General features: G+C 70.7%; 17 protein-coding genes. 8 read left to right on the forward strand and 9 right to left on the reverse strand.

Features of this window, described 5'->3' with window-relative positions:
• Positions 1-35: 35 nt before the first annotated feature.
• Positions 36-293 carry a hypothetical protein gene (locus tag ACFPZ3_RS24510; protein ID WP_379516549.1) on the reverse strand — a complete coding sequence of 86 codons (258 nt, stop codon included), beginning with the start codon at positions 291-293 and terminating at the stop codon, positions 36-38.
• Positions 294-560: 267 nt separating this feature from the next.
• On the opposite strand from ACFPZ3_RS24510, the gene ACFPZ3_RS24515 reads away from it, so the two are divergent.
• The 6 genes from ACFPZ3_RS24515 (at position 561) to ACFPZ3_RS24540 (ending at position 6,900) form a co-directional block, all read left to right on the forward strand.
• Positions 561-2,171, forward strand: a complete 1,611-nt coding sequence (locus ACFPZ3_RS24515; RefSeq protein ID WP_379516550.1) for an acyl-CoA carboxylase subunit beta — start codon at positions 561-563, stop codon at positions 2,169-2,171.
• A 223-nt stretch (positions 2,172-2,394) separates the two neighbouring features.
• Entirely contained in the window at positions 2,395-2,691 is a 297-nt protein-coding gene (locus ACFPZ3_RS24520; protein ID WP_379516551.1) for a hypothetical protein, read from the forward strand.
• On the forward strand, positions 2,688-3,452 hold the full coding sequence (locus tag ACFPZ3_RS24525; protein ID WP_379516552.1) for a 4'-phosphopantetheinyl transferase family protein: 765 nt from the start codon (positions 2,688-2,690) through the stop codon (positions 3,450-3,452). The genes ACFPZ3_RS24520 and ACFPZ3_RS24525 overlap by 4 nt, the downstream gene beginning before the upstream one ends.
• Positions 3,453-3,509: 57 nt before the next feature.
• A complete protein-coding gene (locus tag ACFPZ3_RS24530; RefSeq protein WP_379516553.1) occupies positions 3,510-4,235 on the forward strand; it encodes an alpha/beta hydrolase in 726 nt (241 codons plus the stop codon).
• A gap of 250 nt (positions 4,236-4,485) precedes the next feature.
• On the forward strand, positions 4,486-5,475 hold the full coding sequence (locus ACFPZ3_RS24535) for an alpha/beta fold hydrolase (protein WP_379516554.1): 990 nt from the start codon (positions 4,486-4,488) through the stop codon (positions 5,473-5,475).
• Between the two features lie 84 nt (positions 5,476-5,559).
• On the forward strand, positions 5,560-6,900 hold the full coding sequence (locus ACFPZ3_RS24540) for an FAD-binding oxidoreductase (RefSeq protein ID WP_379516555.1): 1,341 nt from the start codon (positions 5,560-5,562) through the stop codon (positions 6,898-6,900).
• A 56-nt stretch (positions 6,901-6,956) separates the two neighbouring features.
• On the opposite strand, the gene asnB is transcribed toward ACFPZ3_RS24540, so the two are convergent.
• Genes asnB through ACFPZ3_RS24565 form a run of 5 tightly spaced genes read right to left on the reverse strand, consistent with a single transcriptional unit; the run spans position 6,957 to position 13,354 of the window.
• Entirely contained in the window at positions 6,957-8,804 is a 1,848-nt protein-coding gene (asnB, locus tag ACFPZ3_RS24545; protein ID WP_379516556.1) for an asparagine synthase (glutamine-hydrolyzing), read from the reverse strand.
• A 19-nt stretch (positions 8,805-8,823) separates the two neighbouring features.
• Entirely contained in the window at positions 8,824-10,011 is a 1,188-nt protein-coding gene (locus tag ACFPZ3_RS24550; RefSeq protein ID WP_379516557.1) for a 3-hydroxybenzoate 6-monooxygenase, read from the reverse strand.
• 26 nt (positions 10,012-10,037) lie between these two features.
• Positions 10,038-11,924 (reverse strand): anthranilate synthase family protein, encoded by a 1,887-nt coding sequence (locus ACFPZ3_RS24555; RefSeq protein ID WP_379516558.1) that lies wholly within the window; start codon positions 11,922-11,924, stop codon positions 10,038-10,040.
• Positions 11,921-12,571, reverse strand: a complete 651-nt coding sequence (locus tag ACFPZ3_RS24560) for an isochorismatase family protein (RefSeq protein WP_379516559.1) — start codon at positions 12,569-12,571, stop codon at positions 11,921-11,923. Before ACFPZ3_RS24560 ends, ACFPZ3_RS24555 begins: the two co-directional genes overlap by 4 nt.
• Before the next feature lie 18 nt (positions 12,572-12,589).
• Positions 12,590-13,354, reverse strand: coding sequence for a 2,3-dihydro-2,3-dihydroxybenzoate dehydrogenase (locus tag ACFPZ3_RS24565; RefSeq protein ID WP_379516560.1), 765 nt, complete (start codon positions 13,352-13,354; stop codon positions 12,590-12,592).
• A 230-nt stretch (positions 13,355-13,584) separates the two neighbouring features.
• On the opposite strand from ACFPZ3_RS24565, the gene ACFPZ3_RS24570 reads away from it, so the two are divergent.
• Together ACFPZ3_RS24570 and cmdF are read left to right on the forward strand one after the other, a co-directional pair.
• A complete protein-coding gene (locus ACFPZ3_RS24570) occupies positions 13,585-16,737 on the forward strand; it encodes a non-ribosomal peptide synthetase (protein ID WP_379516561.1) in 3,153 nt (1,050 codons plus the stop codon).
• 1 nt (position 16,738) lies between these two features.
• Entirely contained in the window at positions 16,739-18,418 is a 1,680-nt protein-coding gene (gene cmdF, locus ACFPZ3_RS24575) for a tyrosine 2,3-aminomutase (protein WP_379516562.1), read from the forward strand.
• A 209-nt stretch (positions 18,419-18,627) separates the two neighbouring features.
• Here the strand turns inward: cmdF and ACFPZ3_RS24580 are convergent, their stop codons facing one another.
• The 3 genes from ACFPZ3_RS24580 to ACFPZ3_RS24590 all read right to left on the reverse strand — a co-directional run bounded on the left by ACFPZ3_RS24580 (position 18,628) and on the right by ACFPZ3_RS24590 (position 23,721).
• The gene (locus ACFPZ3_RS24580; protein ID WP_379516563.1) at positions 18,628-20,208 is read right to left on the reverse strand and encodes a 4-hydroxyphenylacetate 3-hydroxylase family protein; all 1,581 of its coding nucleotides are present in this window, start codon (positions 20,206-20,208) and stop codon (positions 18,628-18,630) included.
• A 26-nt stretch (positions 20,209-20,234) separates the two neighbouring features.
• Positions 20,235-21,470: an acyl-CoA dehydrogenase family protein gene (locus ACFPZ3_RS24585; protein WP_379516564.1), complete on the reverse strand. Its 1,236-nt coding sequence runs from the start codon at positions 21,468-21,470 to the stop codon at positions 20,235-20,237.
• Between the two features lie 121 nt (positions 21,471-21,591).
• Positions 21,592-23,721 carry a molybdopterin-dependent oxidoreductase gene (locus ACFPZ3_RS24590; RefSeq protein WP_379516565.1) on the reverse strand — a complete coding sequence of 710 codons (2,130 nt, stop codon included), beginning with the start codon at positions 23,719-23,721 and terminating at the stop codon, positions 21,592-21,594.
• Between the last annotated feature and the right edge of the window lie 5 nt (positions 23,722-23,726).

Here is a 23,726-nt window from a genome sequence, read left to right on the forward strand (position 1 = left end):
TTCCTGGATTAAGTTCGGCCCAATTCATGAGGTAGTCAGGCGCTCGGCCAGGTGTTGTCGGGGTCGTCAGCCGGAGGGGCGGGCCAGGTGTTGGCGGGGTCGTCCAGGGCAACCGGGGCGGGCCAGGTGTTGTCGGGGTCCTCGGCCGGCGGCGCCGGCCAGGTGTTGTCGGGGTCGTCCTGGGTGACCGAGGTGCCGGGCCAGGTGTTCTTGGCGAGCGCCGTGCCGCCGGAGAGGCCGAGGGCGGCGGCACCAGAGGTGAGGATGGCAATCGCGACGGCCCACTTGGTCACATTGGTGAAAATCTTCTGCATTTTCGTCGAGTTCGCCATCACTCTGCCTCTTTCTCAATTTTGGTGTTTTGTTTTCGCGTTTTCCTTCGCACCTCCAACTTTGCTAGTCGGCAAGGCCGCAAACCAGGCTTTTCCCAGGCAGCAAGCTGCACGCCCGTTTCCGCTTCCTGCCACGAACACGCCTCCCCGCACAGCAGGAGGTGACAGCAAACGGCCACTGACCATTGACTGGATGCACTGAACAGGGGATCCGAGGGAGGGAAGATCATGAGCATCTCGGAACTCGACATCGCCGTGGAAGCCCTGGACGAGGCGGTCAAGTCGCCGCCCCCGTCCATGAACCAGCTGCGTGAGGAGCACGAGCGCCTGCGTGAGGAGGTCGCCGAGGGGCGCCCGCAGGCCGTGGCCAGGCAGCGCTCGCTCGGCAAGCGCACCGCGCGCGAGCGGCTGGAACTGCTGTTGGACGAGGGGTCTTTCCTGGAGCTGGACATGCTCCGCAGACACCGGGCGCAGGGCCTTGGCATGGAACGGCAACGTCCGCACACGGACGGGGTGATCGCCGGCTCGGGGACGATCGACGGCCGCAGAGTCTTCGTCTACGCGCAGGACTTCACGGTGTTCGGCGGCTCACTCGGCGAGGCGCACGCATTGAAGATCCAGAAGGTGATGGATCTGGCACTGTCCACCGGTTCCCCGTTCATCGGGCTGAACGACAGCGGCGGCGCCAGGATCCAGGAAGGGGTGATGTCGCTCAACGGGTACGGGGGCATCTTCCAGCGCAACGTGGCGGCATCGGGCGTGATCCCCCAGATCAACGTCGTGCTCGGCCCGTGCGCGGGGGGAGCGGCCTATTCCGCGGCCCTGGCCGACTTCACGTTCATGGTGCGGGACACCGCCCAGCTCTATCTGACGGGTCCTGACGTGGTGGAGGCGGTCACCGGCGAGCGGGTCACCCATGCCCAGCTCGGCGGCGTACAGGTGCACGGCACCCGGTCGGGGCTGGCCGCGTTCGTGCACGACGACGAGGAGAGCTGTCTGGCCGACGTCCGCTACCTCGTCTCGATGTTGCCGAGCAACAACATGAGCCGCCCGCCGGCCCTGCCCGCGCGCGACGCGGTCCACGACGTGCGGCCCAGGCTGGCGGAGATCGTCCCGGTCGAGCGGAACAAGCCGTACGACATGCGCCAGGTGCTGGCCGAGCTCGTGGACGACGGCGACTACCTGGAGGTGCACGCCGCCTGGGCGCCGAACGTGATCTGCGCGTTCGCCAGGATCGACGGCGAGGTCATCGGCGTCGTCGGCAACCAGCCCCTGGTGCTCGCGGGCGTGCTCGACGTGGCGGCCTCGCAGAAGGCCGCGCGCTTCGTCAGGTTGTGCGACGCGTTCGGCATCCCGCTGCTGACGCTCGTGGACGTGCCCGGCTTCCTGCCCGGCACGGACCAGGAGCACGCCGGCGCCATCAGGCACGGGGCCAAGCTGCTCTACGCCTACTGCGAGGCGACGGTCCCGCGCATCCAGGTCATCGTCAGGAAGGCGTACGGAGGGGCGTACATCGTGATGGACTCCCGCTCCATCGGCACGGACCTGTCGCTGGCGTGGCCCACCAACGAGATCGCCGTGATGGGCGCCGAGAGCGCGGTGAACGTCATCTACCGCAGGGAGCTGGCCGCCGCGAGCGACCCGGACATGTTGCGCGCGGACCTCGTGGCCCGCTACACCGGCGAGCTGCTCCACTCCACGTACGCGGCCGAGCGCGGGCTGGTCGACGACGTGATCGATCCCGTGGAGACGCGCTCGGTCGTCGCCCGCGGGCTGGCCATGCTGCGTGACAAGCGCAAGCACGCGACCCCGCGCAAGCACGGGAACGTCCCCCTGTAGAAGGACACCGCACAGAAAGCCCCGCAGGCCACGCCCGCGGGGCTTTCGCATGTCCGGCGGCGTTGTCAGCATGCGGCTGCCCACGTGCAGCTTCCTGCCTTCCAGAGCCCTGGTTCCCCTGTCGTGCAGGTCGCACAGTGGGAAGTGCGACAAAGACGACCATCGCTGGGAGGTGGGACACGAACAGCCTGGCCGACCACACAAGGACGGAGACCGCCGAATCATGCTGATCCAGCTGACGATGCGCAAGGCCGATGGCCTTCCCGTGCCCGGTTCGCCGGTGGACGGGATCCGCATCATGGCGCTACTGCCGAGCCGCTGGCACAAGGACCTCACCCAGGCGACCGGGGACATCGTCATCCGGGTGCGCACGGACGGGCCCACGACGAGCGCACAGGTGCGCGACGTGGTCACGGAGGTCCTCACCAACCCCGAGATCGATGACTGGGAGCTGGTGACCTGCCGGACGCTGCTCGCGAGAAATCACGAAGAGGACGCCATCGAAGGAGGACATCAATGATCGCTTCCCTGCTGGCCCCCGGAGAATGCCGTGTCTGGTGGGCCACACCCGGGCACCGGACCGTGGAGACGCTGTCCGCGGTGCTCAGTGAACCGGAACTGGGCCGGGCCGCCAAGTTCCGGCGAGACCCCGACCGCCGCCGCTTCCTGACCGGGGCCTGGCTGCTGCGTACCGCGGCGGCCACCCAGCTCGGGGTACGGCCGGAGGACGTGGTGGTCGACCGGAGCTGCACGGACTGCACCAGGCACCACGGCAAGCCGTTCATCAGGGCGTCGGGCCGCCGGCTGCACGTCTCGGTCTCCCACTCGGGCGACCGGGTAGCGGTGGCCATGACGAGTGTGGGAGCGCTGGGCGTGGACGTCGAGGCGGTTCCCTCGACACCCGTGGACGACCTGGCCCGGTGCGCGCTGACACAGAACGAGTTGCGGGCCATGGACGGATTGCCGCCGGAGGAGAGATACGAGGCTTTCACCAGAGTTTGGACACGAAAGGAGGCGGCGCTCAAAGCCACCGGGCACGGCCTGCGCATCTCGCCGGACAAGCTGGAGGTCAGCGGTCCTGAGGAGGCTCCCAAGCTGCTGAGCTGGCCGTTGGAGATCCCGCCGGGTGACATCCGCTTCTTCGACCTGGACCCGGGCGACGGGTACGTGGCCGTGGTGGCGCTGATCGCCGGCGACCAGCACGTCGACGTCGTGGAATCCAGGGTGTTCGGCCATCGACCGGCCGACGACACCCGGGAGCGCGTACTGCAGGCCGCCTGACCTATGGACACCGTGGAAGAGCCTCGATCAGATGGAAGGGAAAGGAGGTGACCGTCGGTGAAGAGAGCGCTCGTCCTGCTCCCGGGCCCCTGGATGGGGGCCTGGGTCTGGGAGCCGGTGGCACGCCGGCTGCGTGCGCGCGGTCACGACGCCCACGCGGTCACCCTGCGCGGCCTGGCCGCCGGCGAGGATGACGTGTCGGAGGTGGGCCTGGAGACCCACGTGAACGACGTCCTGACGCTGCTGGACGAGCACGATCTACGCGACGTCGTGCTCGTCGGGCACAGCTACTCCGGCCTGGTGGCCGGGCAGGTGGCCGACCGGGCGCGCGACCGGGTCGCGCACACGGTGTTCGTCGAGGCGTTCCTGCCTCATGACGGCAAGTCGATGTTGCACGCGTTCCCCGAGCGCCAGCGGACCCAGGAGTTGCGGCTCATCGCCGACAACGAGGGCCGCTGGCCCGCCCCCGACGCGACGATCGTGGGCGACGGGCAGGGGCTGACCCACACACAGGCGCGGTGGCTGGCGCAGCGCCTCGTGGGGCACCCTGGGCGCACCATCGCCGAGCCGGCCGTGCTGACCCGGCCGCTGGAGCGGCAGCGGGCCAGCTTCATCGTCTGCACCATGGAACACTTCGCCGGTCGGCTGGCGGACGACGTCACCGCCATGCGGACCGTGCCGACCTGGGACTTTCACACGCTGGAGACGGGACACTGGCCGATGATCTCCGCTCCGGGCCAGCTCGCCTCCCTCCTGGCCCGCATCGCCGTCGAGGACTCCTGAACCCGGCGCGGGCGCTCCAGGCATGCGGAGTTCGCCGCGACCGGGCCACGAGAGCAATTCAGGAGATGCGCGCCGCGTCGCACGCGGTGAGTATGAGGCCGTAGAAGCACCCTGACCGCTGGTCGCAGGGGGCCTTCCGCCGCGGGAGGCGGAGGGTCCCACCTCAAGGACCGGGTCCACCGGTGATCACGCCCGGGCCGGACCCGGTCCTCGCATGCCGTCTCCCGCGACGTCGAAAGGAAAGCGCCACATGACGCCAGCAGGAACCTGGGGCAGGAGGCTGACGCGCGCCGCCGCGTCCGCCGCCCTGGCCGTGGTGATGCTCGCCACGACCGCCGCCGCGTCGTCAGCCGACGGTACGCAGGTCGATGGCCTGTCCGGTTTCACCCAGGGCAACGTCGCCGTGGACGGCGGCACGGTCCACTACGTCAAGGGCGGGTCGGGGCCGGCCCTGCTGCTTCTGCACGGCTGGCCGGAGACCTGGGAGATGTGGCGCGCCGTCATGCCGGACCTGGCGCGCAAGCACACCGTCATCGCCCTGGACCTGCCCGGCCTGGGCACCTCCTCCATCCCGTCCGGCGGCTACGACAAGGTCACCACGGCGCACCGGGCCCGCCAGGCCGTGCGCGCGCTGGGTCACACCAAGGTCGGGATCATCGGCCACGACCTGGGCGTCCTCGTGGCGTATCCGTACGCGCGGGACTTCCCCGCCGAGGTGAGCAAGCTCGTGATGGTCGAGAGCCCGCTGTCCGGCTTCGGCCTGGAGGACCTGTACGGGGTGAGCTTCCACTTCAGGTTCAACTCCTCCCCGGCCCCCATCCCCGAGCGGATCATGGACAACGAGGACGTGCCCACGTACCTCGGCATGATCTTCGACTTCAGCTTCCGCAAGGACGCCATCAAGCGCGACACCTACTACGCCGCGTACGCGAGCCCCGCCAGGCGCACGGCCGGCTACGAGTATTACCGGGCCTTCGCCGCGGACGCCGTGAACAACCAGGCCAACGCCGCCAGGCGGCTGGCCATGCCGGTGGCGGCCGTGGGCGGCCAGTACTCCTTCGGCCCCGGCGTCGCCGCCTCCTTCAACCAGGTGGCCGACGACGTCAGGACCGTGGTCGCGCCCGACGCGGGGCATTTCGTTCCTGAGGAGAACCCCGGGTTCCTGAGCGGCTGCGCGCTGCTGTTCTTCGGTCCCACAGGCACGACCCCCGGCCCCGGTCTCAGCGACTGTGCTCCATAGCACCCGGCAGGTCGCGTTCCCCGTCCCCGTCTCACGGGGGCGGGGACTTCGCGCGACCACCCCCAGACAGGAGGGAAGGTTGGCATGAGCCAGCAGTACGTGCATGAGGACACGTCCCCGATCCAGGGCGAGGAGGCGGCCGTGCGGCGGCTGCGCCGCGACGTCGAAGGGGCCGTTCACGTCCCGCTCGACCGCGCCTACGACAGGGAGCGGCAGGCGCCGTACTCCGACATAGACCCCAGGCCCGCCGCCGTGGTGATGGCCGCGGGCGCCGACGACGTGCTGACGGCGCTCACCACCGCGCGCGAGCACGGCCTGCCCTTCGCCGTCCAGGGCACCGGTCACGGCACCCACGCCGCTTCCGACGGCGGCATCCTGGTGAAGACCACGCAGATGGCCGGCGTCCTGGTGGACCCGGTGCGCAAGGTGGCCCGCGTCGGCGCGGGCGCCGTGTGGGAGCAGGTGATCGCCGCCGCCGAGCCCCTCGGTCTGGCGCCGCTGGCCGGCTCGCACCAGACGGTCGGCGTGGCCGGCTACACGCTGGGCGGCGGGCTCGGCTGGTTGTCGCGCGCGTACGGCTTCGCCGCCGACAGCCTGGTGCGGGCCGAGGTGGTCACGGCGGACGGCAGGTTGCTCACGGCGAGCGCCGGCAGCCATCCCGACCTGTTCTGGGCGATCCGCGGCGGCGGCGCCAACTTCGGCGTCGTCACCTCGCTGGAGTTCCGGCTCCACCCGGTCGCCCAGGTCTTCGCGGGCGCGGCCGTCTTCCCCGGGGAGCGCGCCGCCGACGTGCTCGTCCGCTACCGCGACTGGGTCGACTCGGCGCCCGACGCGCTGAGCACCGCGATCCTGCTGACCCGGCTGCCGCACGACCGCTCGGTGCCCGCCCCGCTGAGGGGTAAGCGGACCGTCGCGGTCCAGGCCATGTACGACGGCCCGGGCGGGGACGTGGGCGGGCTGCTCGCGCCGCTGTTCGAGGCGGCGGGCCGGCCGCTGTTCGACACCTTCAGGACGGGCCCGTTCGGCGTGATGGAGATGGGCGGCACCGGCCCCGGGCACGTGAACCTGCTCGACTCGCTGCCCGACTCCGTGATCGAGATCCTGGCGTCGACGGCCGCCCGGCCGAACGCGCCCGGCGTGGAGATCCGCCACTGGGGCGGCGCGATGGGCCGCCCGGGGCCGGACGCCGGTCCCGTGGGGCACCGCACGGCGCACCTCAGCGCCATTCTCGACGCGCGGCTGCCGGAGGTGGAGGCGGTGATGCGGCCCCACACCGGAGGGCGGGCGTTCCTCAACTTCCTGCACGATCCGGACAACGCCGTGGCGGCCTACGCGCCGGCCGACTACCGGAGGCTGCGTGAGGTGAAGAGGGCTTACGATCCGGACAACTTCTTCCGGCTGAACTACAACATCCCCCCTGCCTGACCGTGACACGTCTGTCGCCCGAGACCGGTCCGGTCTCGGGCGACATTGGTTCGGGGTCACAGTTCGACGCGCACGCCGTACAGGGTGACCCAGGTGTTGAACTCGATCAGCCGCTCGATGACGGCGCGGGCGCTCCACGGGCCGCCCATGCTGTAGGCGCCCTGCGGCGCGTCGAGCAGCGTGCGGATCTCCGCCTCCGACGCGAGCTGCAGCACGGGGCCGCCCTCGGCGACGATGTCCCCCAGCTGCTCGCGCAGCGCCTTCTCGTAGCCGGTGTCCTGGGTGGAGGGGTACGGGTTCTTCTTCCTGTCGAGCACGGAGTCGGGCAGCACGCCTCGCATGGCGGCCCGCAGCAGGCTCTTCTCCCTTCCGTCGAAGTTCTTCATCGCCCACGGGGTGTTGTAGACGTACTCGACCAGCTTGTGGTCGGTGAACGGGACGCGTACCTCCAGGCTGGCGGCCATGCTGATCCGGTCCTTGCGGTCCAGCAGGAAGTTCTCCCAGCGGGTGAGGTTGAGGAAGGTCAGCTCGCGCATGCGAGCCTCCAGCCCGCTCTCGCCGGGCAGCCGCGGCACCTCCTCCAGCGCCTGGGTGTAGCGGTGCTTGACGTACGCCTCCAGCCCCAGCCGCTCCCACAACCCGATGTCGCGCAGCGCGCCGATGCCGCCGGCCTTCCTGAACGGCGAGTGCCAGGGGAAGGTGTCGGACTCGACGGCGTCGCGGTCGTGGAACCAGGTGTAGCCGCCGAAGAGCTCGTCGGCCGCCTCGCCCGACAGGGCCACCGTCATCTCCTCCTTCAGCGCCCGGCACAGGACGAGGAGCGAGTACTCCATGTCGCCGGTGGAGACCGGGAGGTCCTGGGCGCGCAGCACCGACCGCCTGACCTCGGGGTCGAGGATCTCGGTGTTGTCCAGCTCGACGATGATGTGCTCGGCGCCGACGTGCTCGGCCACCTCGACCGCGAACGGGGTGTCCGGGTCCTCCCACTGCACGTTGGCCTGGAAGCGTGTCTCGTGACCCTTGAAGTCCACGGAGAACGCCTTGAGCGGCTGCTCGACGCCCTTACGGGCGAGAGCGGCGGCGGCCAGCGCGGTGATCGCGCTGGAGTCGAGCCCGCCGGACAGCAGCGTGCCCACGGGCACGTCGGCGACCAGCTGCCGCTCCACGATGTCCGCCAGGAGCTCGCGCACGGTGGCGATCGTCGTGTCCAGGTCGTCGGTGTGCTCCTTGGCCTCCAGCCGCCAGTAGCGGTGCTCGGTCCTGCCCTCGCGGGAGAAGCGCATCACCGTGGCGGGCCGCACCTCGTGCATGCCGCGGAAGACGCCGTGGCCGGGCGTCTTGACGATCGTGAAGATCTCGCGCAGGCCGTCGGCGTCGATGACCGCCTCGGCCTCGTCGTGCGCCAGGATGGTCTTCGGCTCCGAGCCGAACAGCACGCCGTCCCGCGTCGGGTAGTAGTAGAGCGGCTTGACGCCCATCCGGTCGCGGACCAGCAGCAGCTCCTCGGTGCGCGGGTCCCAGATGGCCAGCGCGAAGATGCCGTCCAGCCGGTCCGCGAAGTCCTCACCCCACTCCAGGTATGCGCGCAGCACCACCTCGGAGTCGCTGGCCGTGCGGAACTCGTGCCCGAGCTCCCGCAGCTCCTCGCGCAGCTCGCGGTAGTTGTAGACCTCCCCGTTGTAGGTCATGACCGGCAGGCCGTCGTCCCCCGCGGCCATCGGCTGCCTGCCGCCCTCCAAGTCGATGATCGACAGCCTCCGGTGCCCGAGCGCCGCGCGGACGCACGTCCACACGCCGCCCGCGTCGGGCCCCCGGTACTCCAAGGTCGCGGTCATCGCCGTGATCGTGTCCCGTTCGCCGGTCAGATCGCGGTCGTAACTCACCCATCCAGCAATCCCGCACATAGTGATCCCTTCGGTGCTCTCAAAGTCCTGTCTCGGAGAAGTCGCGGGCGCCGTGCAGCCACGCGACCTTGTCATGCAGCTCGTCCGCGGAGAACGCGGACAACATCCGGTTCCTGGCGAGCGCGTCGGGGCCGGCCGGGTGGTAGAGCCGCCGGCCCATCTCGCGGGAGACGAGCTGGGTCCTGGCCGTGCGCGCCCGCCGTACCGCGTTGTACTTCTCGAACCGCTGGGGGAACTCCCCGGGCCCGCAGTCCGCCAGCTCGCCCAGCGTCACCGCGTCCTCCAGCGCCATGCAGGCGCCCTGGGCCGCGTACTGGAGCATCGGGTGCGCCGCGTCGCCGAGCAGGACCACGCGGCCGTCGGTCCAGTCGCCCACCGGGTCCCGGTCGCACAGCACCCACTCCCGCCACTCCTCGCCCAGCTCCAGCAGCCGCCCGGCGGTCGCGCCGAGGCCGGGGAAGGCGCCGAGCACCGTCTCGCGCGCGGCCGGCCGGCCGGTCACGACGTCGGCGGCGCCGTCGTCGCGGGTGGCCGCCAGGTTCAGGTACGCGCCGCCGCCGATCGGGTAGTGCACGAAGTGCCACTTCGGACCCGCCCACAGGGTGACGGTGTTCCAGCGCAGGTCCTCGGGCACCCGCTCCATCGGGATCACCGAGCGGAAGATGGTGTGCCCGGAGATCCTCGGGCCGCCGTCGCCGACGAGCCTGGCGCGTACCGAGGAGTGCAGGCCGTCGGCGCCCACCAGCGCGTCGCCGCGCAGCCGCGATCCGTCGGCGAGCAGCGCCAGCACGCCGCCGGAGTCCTGCTCGTAGCCGATCACGTGGCTGCCGCCGCGCAGCTCGACCAGCGGGTCGTCGTGGCAGGCGGCCAGCAGCGGGCCGTACAGGTCCACCCGCTGGACCACCGCGTACGGGTTGCCGAAGCGGGCCCGGTAGCCGCCGGTGAGCGGCATGCTCGCCACCCGCTCACCGGTCGTGCCGTCCATGAACCGCAGCTCGTCGATGTAGACGGCCAGGTCGCGCACGGCCTGGCCGACACCGAGCCGGTCCAGGGCGGCGAAACCGTTGGGGCCGATCTGGATGCCGGCGCCCAGCTCGCTGAACTCCTCCCTTCGTTCGAGCACCACGGCCCTGTGGCCCTGTCTCGCCAGGCCGATGGCGGCGGCCAGCCCTCCGATGCCGCCTCCGGCGATGAGTACGCTCGCCATGCGTCCCTTCCTGTTCGCGGGCCTGTTCATTGGCGTACCGGCAGCCGGTCGATCGCCGTCAGCAGGGCGTCGCGCAGGATGCCGACCCCGTCCGCCGTGAGCACCGATTCGGCGTGGAACTGCATGGAGGTGAACCCGGGGCCGCGCAGCGCGTGCACCTCGCCCGTCTCCTGGTCGCGGCTGACGGAGACCGGCCCCGGCAGCCCGGCCGGCTCGATCTCGTCCGCCTCGGCGTGCGCGGCGAAGGTGTTGTAAAAGCCCACCCTGGCCCGGCGGCCGAACAGGTCGATCACCCGCTGCACGCCCTGGTTGGGCACCTTCCTGCGGCGCACCGGCAGGCCGAGCGCCCCGCTGAGCACCTGGTGGCTGAGGCACACGGCGACGAACGGGATGCCGGAGCCGAGCAGCCGTCCCGCGGCGTCGCGCAGGTGGGCGATCTTGGGATGGCCCAGGTCGGCGGGATCGCCGGGGCCTGGGCCGAGCACCACCAGGTCGTGCTCGGTCAGCTCGTACGCCTCGTCGAACCTGCGCACGCTCACCTGCAGGCCCAGCGAGCGCAGTTGATGGGCGATCATCGAGGTGAAGGTGTCCTCGGCGTCCACCACCAGCGCCCGGCGGCCGATCAGGTCGGGCGTCCAGAAGGTGCGCTCGGCCGGTTCCGCCCGCCAGAACCCGGAGATGTCCTCGTTGCGCTCCTCCAGCGCGCCGCGCACGTCGGGGTGCTCGGCGAGCTGCTCGGGCGGCTCGGCGCACAGGGCTTCGAGCAGCCCGGCCGCCTTGGCCGCGGTCTCCTCCACCTCCGAGCCGGGGTCGGAGTGCCTGACCAGGGTGGCGCCGACCCCGATGCGCACCCGGCCCTCGGTGTCGATGTCGGCCGTGCGGATCAGGATCGAGGAGTCGAGCGTGCGCCCGCCCGCCTCGTCCCTGCCGATCAGCGCGGCGACGCCGCTGTAGTAGCCTCGTCCCTCCTTCTCGTAGCGGCCGATCACCCGGCACGCGTTCTCCAGCGGGCTGCCGGTGACGGTCGGCGCGAACAGCGTCTCGTGCAGGATCTCCCGCACGTCCCGCGAGGTCCGGCCCTCGATGTAGTACTCGGTGTGCGCGAGCCTGGTCATCTCCCTGAGGAACGGGCCCGTCAGACGGCCGCCGGAGTCGCAGATCCTGGCCATCATCTTGAGCTCTTCGTCGACGACCATGTACAGCTCGTCGGTCTCCTTCTTGTCGCCAAGGAAGCTCATGAGGGCGTCGACGGTCGGCCCTGACGGGGGATAGCGGTAGGTGCCGCTGATCGGGTTCATCACCGCGGTGCCGTCCGAGAGGCTGATGTGCCGTTCCGGTGAGGCTCCGACGAACGTCCTGTCGCCGGTGTGGATGATGAACGTCCAGTACGTGCCCGTCTCCCGCGTGACGAGCCGGCGGAAGAGGGTGAGCGCGCTGAGCGGGGTGTAGTCGGTGATGTCGGCCAGGAACGAGCGCTTGATGACGAAGTTGGCGCCCTCGCCCCGGCCGATCTCCTCCTCTATGACCGTGCGGACGATGCCCGCGTATTCGTCGTCGGGGGTGTCCACACTGCGGTTTCTGGCCTGGATGCGGCGGTCGGGGATGCGGGCCAGGGCGACGGGCAGCGACAGGCTGCCGTGACCGGTGACGCTCATCGCGATGAGCGGGGCGCCGTCGTCACGTGCCTCGAAGCCCCGCTCGGCGATCTGCCGGTACGGGATGAGCACGAGCAGCTCCGGCCCCTCGCCGCCCAGCTCGTCGGAGAGCGGGAGCTCGCCCAGCGTGCCGACCGTGGCGACGTCGCCCACCAGGACGTCGAGCGTCCCTTCCCGGCCCGCCCCCGGCCGGTGCAGCAGCGCGAACGCGGGCGGCTCCGGGGACAGGATCTCGTCGAGGAGGCGGTGCGCGCTCATGCCGGCGCCTCCGCGGGGAGGTCCGTCAGGACGTGCTTGGTCGTCGTGACCACGCCGCAGCGCTCGGCCACGTACCGGAGGGCCAGGTGGTGGTCCTCGGCGGTGAAGTCGGCGATCGCGTCGGCCACGAGGAACGGCTGGACGTCGTGGGTGAAGGCGTCGACGGCCGTCATCATGATGCCGATGTGCGCGTAGACGCCGGCGATGACGAGCTGGTCCCGCCCCTGGTCGCGCAGCCATTGGAGCAGAGGGCTGCGGTGGAAGGCGCTGTAGCGCCACTTGGGGATCAGCAGGTCGCCCGGTCTGGGCGCCACCTCGTCCACGACCTTGCGCTGGGACTCGTCCGTCGTCATGCCGGGGCCCCAGAAGTCCTTGAGCAGCCCCCGCTGCTCGTCGGTCATCCCGCCCGGCTGCCGGGTGTAGGCGACCGGGATCCCCAGGGCCGCGCATCGCTCGCGCAGGGCCTGCGCGTTCCTGACGAGGTCCGCCACGGGGGCCTCGCCGGCGGGGAAGGCACGCAGAAAGAAACTCTGCATATCGTGCAACAGAAACACGGCCCGGGCCGGGTCGAGCTGCCATTGTGCGGTGTTCTCAGGAAGTTCGCCGGAGTCCGGCATCGGATATGGCGTTATATGAGGGATTCCCATTTCGCCCTTTCTCAATATTCAGGCGCCCAAAGTGGCGCCGCCGTCCACCGTGAGGTGCTGGAGCGTGATGTGATTCGCCTGGCTCGAAAGCAGGAACGCGACCGCGTCCGCGATATCGGCCGGCCTGGCGACCTTGCCGAGCGGGATGCCGGTGCGGTACATGCCGGGGTTGCCGTCGATCGACGACCGGAGCGCCCGCTCGGGATCGCTCCACAACGCCGAGAGCATCGGGGTGTCGGTCGAGCCGGGGGCCACCACGTTGCAGCGGATCCCGTAGGCGGCCACCTCAAGGCCCAGGGTCTTGGTGAAGGCCGTCGCCGCGGCCTTGGACGCGGCGTAGGCGGACATGTCCATGCGGGTGGTGAGCGCCGCGTTGGACGCGACGGTGACGACCACTCCCGTCCGTCGCGGCACCATCCTGCCCACGACCGCTCTGGAGACGTGGAAGACGCCGTTGACGTTGACCGCGAACGTCGTCGCCCAATCCTCGTCCGACAATGTGAGCGCCCGGCCCGTGCGGAGCACCCCGGCGGCGTTGACCAGCTTGCCGATCGGCCCGAGCCGCTGCTCCACCTCCTCCACCACGGCTTCCACCTGGGTGCTCGATCCGACGTCCACGGGGAACGCGGTCACCCGCAGACCGTCCGCGGTCAGCTTCCCCACCAGCTCGCGCAGGCCTTTCTCATCCCGGTCCAGGGCGGCGACCGAGGTGCCCTCCTCTCCCAGTCTTCGTACGATCGCCGCCCCGATACCGCCCGCCGCGCCGGTGACCAGTGCCACCATCAGCCGCTCCCAGAAGTAATGAGCGTCATGAATTCAACTGCCTTTCTCCCGGTGCGTGGGATGTAAATTCCGTGGGTTTCTCTTATTCCCCTAGAGTGCGGCCCGGAATTGCCCGCAACAAGGCGCGGCGGTGGCAGCAAGTTGCCCCGGCCCGTCGTTTCCTGCCAGCCGGGGGCAACGCAGCACGTCAAGAGATGCCCCGTACGGCGCCCCGAGCTGACGATGTCGAGGTGAGGAAGTCCGGTATTAAGAGAGCGGCGACCTCGTGGCTGCAGGACCAGGCCTGGTTTCTGCAGAAACTGGTCCCGGATTCACCCGCGTACACGATGCTCCGCGCCTACCGAACGACCGGCGAACTCGACGTCGCCGCTCTGGGGGACGCGTGGCGGAGCGTCGTGCTCCGTCACGAGATCCTGCGGACGACCCTCGTCGAAGCCGGCGGGCTCCCCGTGCAGGAGATCGCCGCAGACTGTCACCCGCACGCCTTCACCGAGGTCGACGCGCCCGGCTCCACGCCTGAGGAGATCTGCGCCGACCTCGCGCGCACCCCGCTCGACCTGGAAGAGGGGCCGCTCGCCTGCCTCACCGTGGCACGGCTGGGCCAGGACGACCACCTGCTCGTGCTGCGGCTGCACGAGGCCGTCGCGGACGAGTGGTCCGTCGCGACCCTGCTGGACGAGATCTCCGACTGCTACGCCATCCAGGAGTCGCCGCCGCCCGCGGAGCTCCAGTACTCCACCTACGCCCGCTGGCAGCGCGACCAGTCGCACACCTCGGAGGTGCACCGCCTGCTCGGCTGGTGGACCAGGGCACTGAGCCCGGCGCCCGCGTCGTCGGCGCCACCCGCCGACCGGCCCAGGCCCCCGGGACCGTCGTTCGACGGCGGGGCCGTCCGGTTCGAGTGGGCGCCCGCGCTGGGACACGCGCTGGGCGAGGTGGCGCGCGAAGAGGGGGTCACCCGCGCGACGGTCATGCTGGCCGCCTTCCTGTGCCTGCTGCGCAGGCACACCGGGGAGGACCGGGTGGCGGTCGGCACCCCGGTGAACGTGCGCCCCGCCGTCCAGGCGACCGGCGCTCTCGTCGGCCCGTACCGCAACCACCTGGTGCTCTGCGCCGACCTCTCGGGAGGGATCACCTTCCGTCAGGCCGTCCGCCGGACGGCACGGGTGGCGAGGGAGGCGCACAAACACCGCGCCCTGCCCTTCGACCGGCTGGTGCAGTCGCTGGCGCTGGAGCGGGACCCGCGCAGGATCCCGCTGTGCGACGTGATGTTCGACTACCGCGGCGACGCCGAGCCCGTGCCCCTGCTGGGCGCGGCGCAGGCCCGCCCCGAGCGGCCGCGCTCCTGCGCGGCCAGGACCGACCTGTTCCTCGCGGTGGAGCAGGCGGGCTCCACGCTGGCCGGATCGCTGACCTACCGCGACGGCCTGTACGAGGAGGGGTCGGCCGCGCTCCTGCTCGACCAGCTCCGCACGTTCCTGGCCATCGCCCTGCGCGCGCCGGACCTGCCCGCCGACCAGATCCCGCTGGAGGACTACACGCGCACGCACAGCAGGGTGAGCGAGGCCGACCAGACGGCGGTGCTCGACCCGCTCCTGCCCTCGGCGCCGGAACTCGTCCGCGCCTGGGCCGGGCGGGCGCCGGACACGATCGCGCTCGACTTCCAGGGCGATACCCTGACCTACCGCGAGCTGAACGGGTGCGCCGCGGCCGTCACCGCCGCGCTCGGCGAGGTCGGCGGCGCCTCCGTGGTCGTCAGGATGTCCCCGGGGGTGGCCCAGGTCACCGCCGCGCTGGGCGTGCTCGGCGCGGGAGCGCACCTGACCTGCCTCGGCGCCGGCGACGTGGGCGAGCGCGGCAAGGCCGTGCTGACGGAGCTGCGACCCACGTACCTGCTGGTGGAGGACCAGGGGGACGACCTGAGCCGGTGGTTCGAGGAGGAGCTGGGCGGCACGGTCATCGACGTCGGCGCCCTGGACGCGCAGGCTTCCGCGGGGCTCGTCATCCCCACGACCAACGCGCCCGCCTACATCGCCTACACCTCGGGCTCGACCGGCAAACCCAAGGGCATCGTCCAGTCGCACGGCAGCCTGGCGCAGTTCGCCACCTGGCTGGCCACCGAGTTCCGGATGCGGCCTGGCGCCAGGGTGGCCCAGTGGGCCGCGCCCGGCTACGACGCCGCGTTGTGCGAGACGTTCGCCGCGCTGGTCGGCGGCGCGACGTTGTGCCCCGTGCCCGAGCGCATCAGGGCCAATCCGGACAAGATGGTCGGCTGGCTCGCGGACGAGCGCATCACCCTGCTGCAGACCGTCCCGAGCTTCGCGGCCAAGCTCCTCGACGCGATCAAGGCCGAGGGCGCCACGCGGCGGCTCTCGCTCACCTGCCTGCTGCTCGCGGGGGAGCCGTTGCCCGGGGAACTGGCCAACGACCTGCACGCGAGCCTGCCGGCCGTGCGGCTGGCCAACCTGTACGGCGCCACGGAGACGATCCTCGCGACCTGGCACGAGATCACCGGACCGGTGCGGGGCATGACCCCGATCGGCCGTTCCATCCCCGGCCGGCAGGTCGTGGTGCTGGACGACTGGGACCGGCCCTGCCCGCAGGGCGTCACCGGGCACATCGTGGTCAGGAGCCCGTACGTCGCGCTGGGGTATGTCGGTGAGGACTCGGAGGCGTTCGAGCCGGTCTACCACCTCCAGGCGCGCGGGTCCGGCTACGGCCGCTTCTACCGCACGGGCGACCTGGGCCGCACCCGCTGGGACGGCCTGCTGGAGTTCCGCGGCCGCGGCGACTCCCAGATCAAGTTCCACGGCACCCGCTTCGAACTGGCCGAGGTAGAGGCCGTGCTGAGCCGGCACGAGTCGGTGGCCGAGTGCGCGCTCGTCCCGGTGAGCGGCGCCGACGGCTGGGTCACCCGCCTGGTGGCCTACGTGGTGCCGCGGAACACGCAGGCGGAGGTGAAGGCCGCGGACCTGCGGGCCACCCTGCGCGCCCGGTTCGGGAAGAGCACGCTGCCGCTCTCGGTCAGGACGGTGAGCGCCCTGCCGCGCAACGTCGGCGGCAAGATCGACCGGCGTGAGCTGTCGGCACTGGTGAGCGACGGGCCGCGCGGCGCCACGCGTACACCGGTGGAGATCGAGGTCGCCGCCATCTGGACAGACGTTCTGGGGGCCGAGCCGGACTACGACGGCGACGCCTTCTTCACAGCAGGCGGGCACTCGCTGATGGTGCCCCGCCTGCTCGACCGCGTTCGCGAGAGGTTCGGCGTCGAGGTGCCGCTCTGGGAGTTCTTCGCCAACCCGACGCTGAGCGGCCTGGCCGCTCAGGTCGGCGCGCACGCCCCTTCCACCGATGCAGTCAACCGATCTATGGCGGGTGAGTGATGTGACACTGCTTGAGACCTCAACGTCAGTCGACTTCGATGGGGAGAGCCTGGATGTCCCGACAGTACGGCTGATCGCCGAGAACGAGGTCACCTGTGGCGTCGCCCCATCCGCCCTGGTCAAGGCCGCGGCCAACAGGCGGCAGTTCGAGGACATCATCGCGAGCGGCGTCCCCGTCTACGGCGTGACCACCGGCTACGGCGAGATGATCTACATGCTCGTCGACACCTCCAACGAGGTGGAGCTCCAGACCAACCTGGTCCGGAGCCACAGCGCCGGAGTCGGCCCGATCTTCGCCGAGGACGAGGCCAGGTCCGTCCTGACCGCCCGGCTGAACGCCCTGTCCAAGGGCTACTCGGCGGTGCGGCCAGAACTGCTCGAACGCCTGGCGCTCTACCTCAACCTGGGCATCACGCCCGCCATCCCCGAGATCGGGTCGCTGGGCGCCAGCGGTGACCTGGCGCCGCTCGCGCACGTCGCCTCGACGCTGATCGGCGAGGGGTACGTGCTGCGTGACGGGCGGCGTACCGAGACCGGGCCGGTGTTGCGCGAGCACGGCATCGAGCCGCTGCAACTGCGGTTCAAGGAGGGGCTGGCGCTGATCAACGGCACCTCCGCGATGACCGGGATCGGCTGCCTGCTGGTCACCCGGGCCCTGGACCAGGTGCGGCAGGCCGAGATCGTGACCGCGCTCATCTGCGAGGTCCTGCAGGGCTCGACCAGCCCCTTCGTGGCGGACGGGCACGACATCGCCCGCCCGCACCAGGGGCAGATCGACGTCGCCGCCAACATGCGGACCCTGCTGAGCGGCAGCGGCCTGGCCGTGGAGCACAGCGAGCTGCGCCAGGCGCTCAGCGTCGACCCGTTGCGCCTGTCGGTGCTGCGGGACAGGGAGCAGGCGCGGCCCCGTCGCAAGGACGAGGCCGAGTCCGAGTCCGCGGAGCACGGCGTCCACAGGACCGAGGTCTACCTGCAGAAGGCGTACACGTTGCGCGCCATCCCGCAGGTCGTCGGCGCCGTCAGGGACACCGTCTACCACGCCGCCAAGACGCTGCGCATCGAGCTCAACTCCTCCAACGACAACCCCCTCGTCTTCGAGGGCAAGGAGGTCTTCCACGGGGCGAACTTCCACGGCCAGCCGGTCGCGTTCGTCATGGACTACCTCACCATCGCGCTCACCCAGCTCGGCGTCTTCTCCGAGCGGCGGATCAACCGGCTGCTGAACCGGCATCTCAGCAACGGCCTGCCCGAGTTCCTCGTCGCCGGCGACCCCGGCCTGAACAGCGGCTTCGCCGGGGCACAGTACCCCGCCACGGCCCTGGTCGCGGAGAACAGGACGATCGGTCCCGCCAGCACGCAGAGCGTGCCGTCCAACGGTGACAACCAGGACGTCGTCAGCATGGGGCTGATCGCCGCCCGCAACGCGCGCAGGGTGCTGCAGAACAACACCAGGATCCTCGCGGTGGAGTTCCTCGCCGCGGCTCAGGCCGTGGACCTGTCGGGCCGGCGCGACCGGCTCAGCCCGGCCGGTCTGGCCACGTACGAGCGGATCCGTTCGCTCGTGCCGACCCTGGACAGGGACCGGTTCATGTCGGACGACATCGAGCTGGTGGCGGCCGCGATCTCCCGCGGGGAGTTCCTGGCCGCCGTCGAGCAGCAGGCCGACATCGCCCTGCGCTGATCCTCAGCCCGTACGAAAGGCGCCCCCGGGGAAACCACCCCGGGGGCGCCTTCGTGTCTTCCACGGCCCGCCCGACGTGTCTTCCACGGCCCGCCCGACGTGTCTTTCACGGCTCGTCTCGACTCTCGACGCGTCTCCCGCGGCCGCTCTCGACGACGAAAGGCGCCGGGAGGTTCGCCTCCCGGCGCCTTTCTCCGCGGTGGCGGGTGTCAGAAGTCGCGCAGCCCTTCCCTGGCCTGCCGCAACTGCTCGAACGACGACAGGTCGGGCACCGTCCAGCCGTCGAGGTCGTATTCGTTCAGGCACTGCTCGACGAACGCCTTGTAGCCGTCGATCTGGCCGCTGGCCGTCTGGGCGGAGAGCAGCTCCACGCGCGTGTTCTCGTGGTTGCCCGCGTAGTTGCGCTCGTACAGCTCGTGCCGGCCGCCGAACTCGGTGCCCACGGCGTCCCACAGCAGCTTCATCACCTTGACCCGCTCGACCGAGTCGACGCCGCCGGAGCCGCGCAGGTACTTGTCCAGGTACGGCCGCACGTCGGGGTTCTTGAAGTCCTCGGCGCTGGAGTTGATGTAGATCAGGCCGCTGGCGATGTCCTGCTGGATGATCTCCTTGACCCGGGGGTAGCCGATCTGCATGAACCAGCGGTAGGCCAGGCCGTACTCGGGGTTGGGCAGCACCGCGCCGTTCTTCCACGGCACCGGGTTGCGCGCGGCCGCGTCCGACAGCCCCCAGAACAGGTTGCGCCAGGCGAGCACCTCGCCGATGCGGCTCTGCACGCCCCTGAAGTCCTTCGTGCCGGTGATCTCCACCGCCTTGGCCAGCAGGCCCGCGATGAACTCCAGCTTCACGGCCAGGCGGGTGCACCCGTGGAAGGTGAACCGCTCGGGGAAGCCGGAACGGCCGGTGAAGAGCTGGACCTTGCCCAGGTGGCCGTAGATGAAGACGTTCTCCCAGGGGATGAGCACCTTGTCCAGGACCAGGATCGTGTCGTTCTCGTCCAGCCGCGAGGACAGCGGGTAGTCAAACGGGCTGCCCATGACGGTCGCCGTGGCGGAGTAGGAGGGCCGGCAGATCAGCTTCAGCCCGGGGGAGTCCATCGGGATGGTCGCCACCAGGGCGAACTTCCTGTCCTTGATCGGCAGGCCGTAGTGGGCGATGAAGTTGTAGTGGGTCAGCGCCGAACCCGTCGCCACCACCTTCGCCCCGCTCACGATCAGGCCCGCGTCGGTCTCCTTCTCCACGTGGACGAAGACGTCGGCGACCTCGTCCGGCGGCCGGCCGCGGTCCACGGGCGGGTGCACGATCGCGTGGTTCCAGAACAGGACCTTCTCCTGCGACTCCCGGTACCAGCGCCGCGCGTTGTCCGCGAACGGCTCGTAGAACTCGGCGTTGGCGCCGAGCGTGCCGAGGAAGGCGGCCTTGTAGTCGGGGCTGCGGCCCATCCAGCCGTAGCTCATCCGCGCCCACGCGGCGATGGCGCGCTGGTTGGCCACCAGGTCCTCGGCGCTCTTGGGGGTGGTGAAGAAGCTGTGGGTGAAGCCCTCGCCGCCGGTGTCGGTGGGCGCCACGAGCACGTCGCGCCGCTCGGGGTCGTGCAGCGAGTCGTACAGCCTGGCGGTCATCCTGATCGGGTTGTGGAAGGCCGGGTGCGCGGTCACGTCCTTGACCCGGTCTCCGTAGAGGTAGATCTCCCGGTCGTCGCGCAGGCTCTCGATGTACTCGTCGCCGGTCATGGGCCGGGTCGCGGGCCGGGCGGGCTCGACGGGCGGTGCGTCCTGAAGGTCTGTCATGGGATTTCCTCCGCTATCCGAGTCCGCTATCCGAGCCCGAAACGGGCCTTGGCCAGATCGCGCTTGGCGATGGTGGCGAGGAACGTCGAGACACCCGCGTGGGTGACGAACATCGACATGTCCCGCCATATGCGCTCGATGCGCTCGCCGCTGCGGACGGCGCTCGACCCTGCCGTGGGGAACAGGTACGACTCGACCGCCCGCCAGCACAGGGCGACCGCCTCGCTGCAGATCCCGGCCAGGCCCAGCTCGTGCTCGCGGGTGACGGCGTCCGCGCCGGCGGCGCTCACCTCGCGCCACTGGCGGGCCACGTCCAGGGTCGCGGCCTCGGCCGTGGCGATCAGGCCGGCGGCCTTGCCGTACCTGAGCTGGAAGTCCGGGTCCTCGGTGCGCGACACGATGGGCGGGAACGGCGTCGTACGCGTCCGCATGAGCTCCTCGTACGCGTCCAGCGCGCCCCTGGCCATGCCGACCGCGAGCAGCGCGTCCTCCAGCACCATGAAGGCGAGTTGCCCGCCTCCGTACTCGGGGCCGTGCAGCGCGCGCCCCGGAGTGCCCTCGGTGACGTCGATCTGGCTCATGTGACGCTTGAGGGTGTAGCGGTCGGGGATCCGGCCGTTCACCATGCGGATGCTGTGCGACCCGCTGCCCTTCAGCCCCAGCGCCTTGCCCCAGTCGTCCAGCCGGGTCCACTCGCTGCGCGGGGCGATGAACATCATGGGCTCCGGCGGGCCGCCGTCGTCGGGGGTGGCCATCGCGTGCCCCATGAAGTGCGAGGCGTACGGCGAGCCCGAGCAGTAGCCCCAGGTGCCGTTGACCAGCCAGTCCCCTTCAGGGGTGCGCTCGGCCGTCCCGCCGGGCATCACGGTCGCCGGGCAGATGAACTCCCCGGAGGCGAAGATCTCCGCCTGCGTATCCTCGTCGAAGATCGTGGCGGCCGGCAGCGCGTGCGCGGCGCCCAGGCAGAACATCCACCCCGCCGACGGGCAGCCTCTGGTGAGGTTGATCGCCACGCGGACGAAGGTGTCGATGCCGAACTCGAGGCCGCCGAACCGGCGGGGCACCAGGATCCGGTAGAAGCCGGCCCTGGAGAACTCCTCGTGGACGTCCTCGCCGTAGAACGTGCGCTGCTCGGTCTCGGCCTGGCGCTCGACCAGCGCGGGAATCATGGCCTCCGCCCTGGCGACCACGTCCTCAGGGGTGAGGCCAGGCTCGGGCGGGGCGGCCAGGCGGTGCTCGAAAACAGTGGTGTCGACACCCATGGCTATGCGAGTCCTCACGGTTTCGTGGACCAATAAGGCATGTGATCAGCGTCACATGCAGGCATTTTCGGCGCATCTCCCGGCGTGCTGATTCGGAACGGCGCCTGTCCTGCGTCTTTGATCAGGCGTTCACGACCGTCACGGGGACGGCGTTGAAGACGGCGTTGCCCGAGACCGGGTCGATGACCGACTCGTCGGTCAGCGCGTTGGCGCTGACGCCCGCGTTCCGCACCGCCACCGGCTGTCTCCCGCCCGCGTGCCCCCACCCGTGCGGCAGGCTGACCACGCCGGGCATGATCGACTCGGTGGGCTCGACCGGCACGACGACCTCGCCGGCGGCCGAGCGTACGAGCGCGTTCTCACCCAGCCCGAGCCTGGCGATGTCGTCGGGGTGCACGTGCAGGGTGCACCGGTTGGACCCGCCGACCAGCGTGGGGACGTTGTGCAGCCAGCTGTTGTTGGAGCGCAGCTGGCGCCGCCCGATCAGCAGGATCTGCGAGCCGGGCAGGGCGAGCCGCGCGCGCAGCCGGCGCGTCTCCTCGACCATCGCCGCGGGCGCCAGCTCCACCCGTCCCGACGCCGTGCACACCAGCTCGCCGAGCCGTGGCTCCAGCGGGCCCAGGTCGATGCCGTGCGGCTGGGCCAGCAGGTCCTTCAGCGACAGCGCGTACGCGCCGAAGCGCAGCAGGGCGTCCAGCATCAGCTCTGGCCCGCTGTCCCCGCTGAGCTCGGCGCGCATGCCGGCCGCCTCGCCGAGCACCTGGCCGACGATCATCTCGTCGAGCCCGGCCGGGTCCGCCTGCGCGCCCTGGCCGGCGGCGATGAGCGTGAGCCTGGCCATGATCTCGGCCTCGGACCGCTGGTCGGGGTCGAGCGGGAGCACGGCGGGGGAGAACCGGGCGTAGTTGCGCACGGTCACGGTGGACAGCAGGAAGTCGTAGTGCGGCATCTGCAACATCCGCGGCGGCGGCAGGATGACGTCGGCGTGCTTGGTGGTCTCGTTGAGGTACGGGTCCACGCACACCATGAAGTCCAGCTCGGCCATCGCCCGGTCCAGCCGCGGGCCGTTGGGCGCGGACAACACGATGTTGCCCGCCACCGTCACCATGGCCCTGACCTGGCCCTCTCCCGGCGTCTCCAGCTCGTCGGCGAGCGTCGCGACCGGCAGTTCGCCCATCACCTCCGGCAGGTCGCGCACCCGGCTGCGCCAGCTCCCCATCTTGAACGGCTCGCGCGGCCTGAAGATCTCCGCGATGGCGGGCCGGGTGAACATGACGCCGCCCGGACGGTCGAAGTTGCCGGTGAGCACGTTGACGACGTCGACGAGCCACTGCGTGAGCGTGCCGAACTCCGAGGTGCAGGTGCCGATCCTGGTGTAGACGGCCGCCGAGGGGGCGGAGGCCAGGTCGCGGGCCAGCGCGGTGATGCGGTCGGCGGGCACGCGGCAGATCTCCGAGGCCGCCTGCGGCGTGTGCGCCGACACCGCCTCGCGCAGGTCGTCCAGCCCGTTGACCTCGATGTCGATCGAGGTCAGCTCCTCGGCCAGCAACGTGTGCACGACGGCCAGCAGCAGGTGGGCGTCGGTGCCGGGGCGGACGAACAGGTGCTCGTCGGCCATGGCGGCGGTCCTCGTGCGCCTCGGGTCGGCCACGACCAGCCTGCCGCCGCGCTTGCGCAGCGCCTTGAGCCTGCCGGGGAAGTCGGGGGCCGCGCACAACGAGCCGTGCGACTCGGCCGGGTTGGCGCCGATGACCAGCAGGAAGTCGGTGCGGTCGAGATCGGGTACGGCGATCGCGAAGGGGTCGCCGAGCATGAGCCCGCACGCCACCTGCTTGGGGATCTGGTCGATGGTGCTGGCGGAGTAGACGTTGCGGGTGCCGAGCGACTGGGTCAGCGGGATCCGGTACATGAACCCGGCCATTGTGTGAAATGTCGGGTTGCCGAAGTAGACGCCGACGGCGTCGCGCCCGTGCTCCGAGGTCACCCGCCCCAGACCGCGCTCGACCGCCTCGAAGGCCTCCTCCCACGACGCCTCGCGCAACTCGCCGTCCTGGCGGACGAGCGGATGACGCAGGCGGGAGGGGTCCTCGTCGAGCGCGCCGAGGCTGGCGCCCTTGGGGCAGATGTAACCCCGCGAGAACGGGTCGTCGGTGTCCCCCTTGACTGAGAGGACGTGACCCGTATCGTCCAGCCGCAGACGCAGGCCGCAGACGGCGTCGCAGATGGGACAGGTTCTGTGCGCGATGGTCATGGGCA

The organism is Nonomuraea insulae, assembly GCF_042656245.1.

Coding starts and splice junctions, on each gene's coding strand:
- ACFPZ3_RS24580 (WP_379516563.1), bottom strand. CDS start 20,208: ATGACAGACCTTCAGGACGCACCGCCCGTCGAGCCCGCCCGGCCCGCG.
- asnB (WP_379516556.1), bottom strand. CDS start 8,804: ATGTGCGGGATTGCTGGATGGGTGAGTTACGACCGCGATCTGACCGGC.
- ACFPZ3_RS24590 (WP_379516565.1), bottom strand. CDS start 23,721: ATGACCATCGCGCACAGAACCTGTCCCATCTGCGACGCCGTCTGCGGC.
- ACFPZ3_RS24535 (WP_379516554.1), top strand. CDS start 4,486: ATGACGCCAGCAGGAACCTGGGGCAGGAGGCTGACGCGCGCCGCCGCG.
- ACFPZ3_RS24550 (WP_379516557.1), bottom strand. CDS start 10,011: ATGGCGAGCGTACTCATCGCCGGAGGCGGCATCGGAGGGCTGGCCGCC.
- ACFPZ3_RS24565 (WP_379516560.1), bottom strand. CDS start 13,354: ATGGTGGCACTGGTCACCGGCGCGGCGGGCGGTATCGGGGCGGCGATC.
- ACFPZ3_RS24520 (WP_379516551.1), top strand. CDS start 2,395: ATGCTGATCCAGCTGACGATGCGCAAGGCCGATGGCCTTCCCGTGCCC.
- ACFPZ3_RS24540 (WP_379516555.1), top strand. CDS start 5,560: ATGAGCCAGCAGTACGTGCATGAGGACACGTCCCCGATCCAGGGCGAG.
- ACFPZ3_RS24525 (WP_379516552.1), top strand. CDS start 2,688: ATGATCGCTTCCCTGCTGGCCCCCGGAGAATGCCGTGTCTGGTGGGCC.
- ACFPZ3_RS24555 (WP_379516558.1), bottom strand. CDS start 11,924: ATGAGCGCGCACCGCCTCCTCGACGAGATCCTGTCCCCGGAGCCGCCC.
- ACFPZ3_RS24515 (WP_379516550.1), top strand. CDS start 561: ATGAGCATCTCGGAACTCGACATCGCCGTGGAAGCCCTGGACGAGGCG.
- ACFPZ3_RS24585 (WP_379516564.1), bottom strand. CDS start 21,470: ATGGGTGTCGACACCACTGTTTTCGAGCACCGCCTGGCCGCCCCGCCC.
- ACFPZ3_RS24560 (WP_379516559.1), bottom strand. CDS start 12,571: ATGGGAATCCCTCATATAACGCCATATCCGATGCCGGACTCCGGCGAA.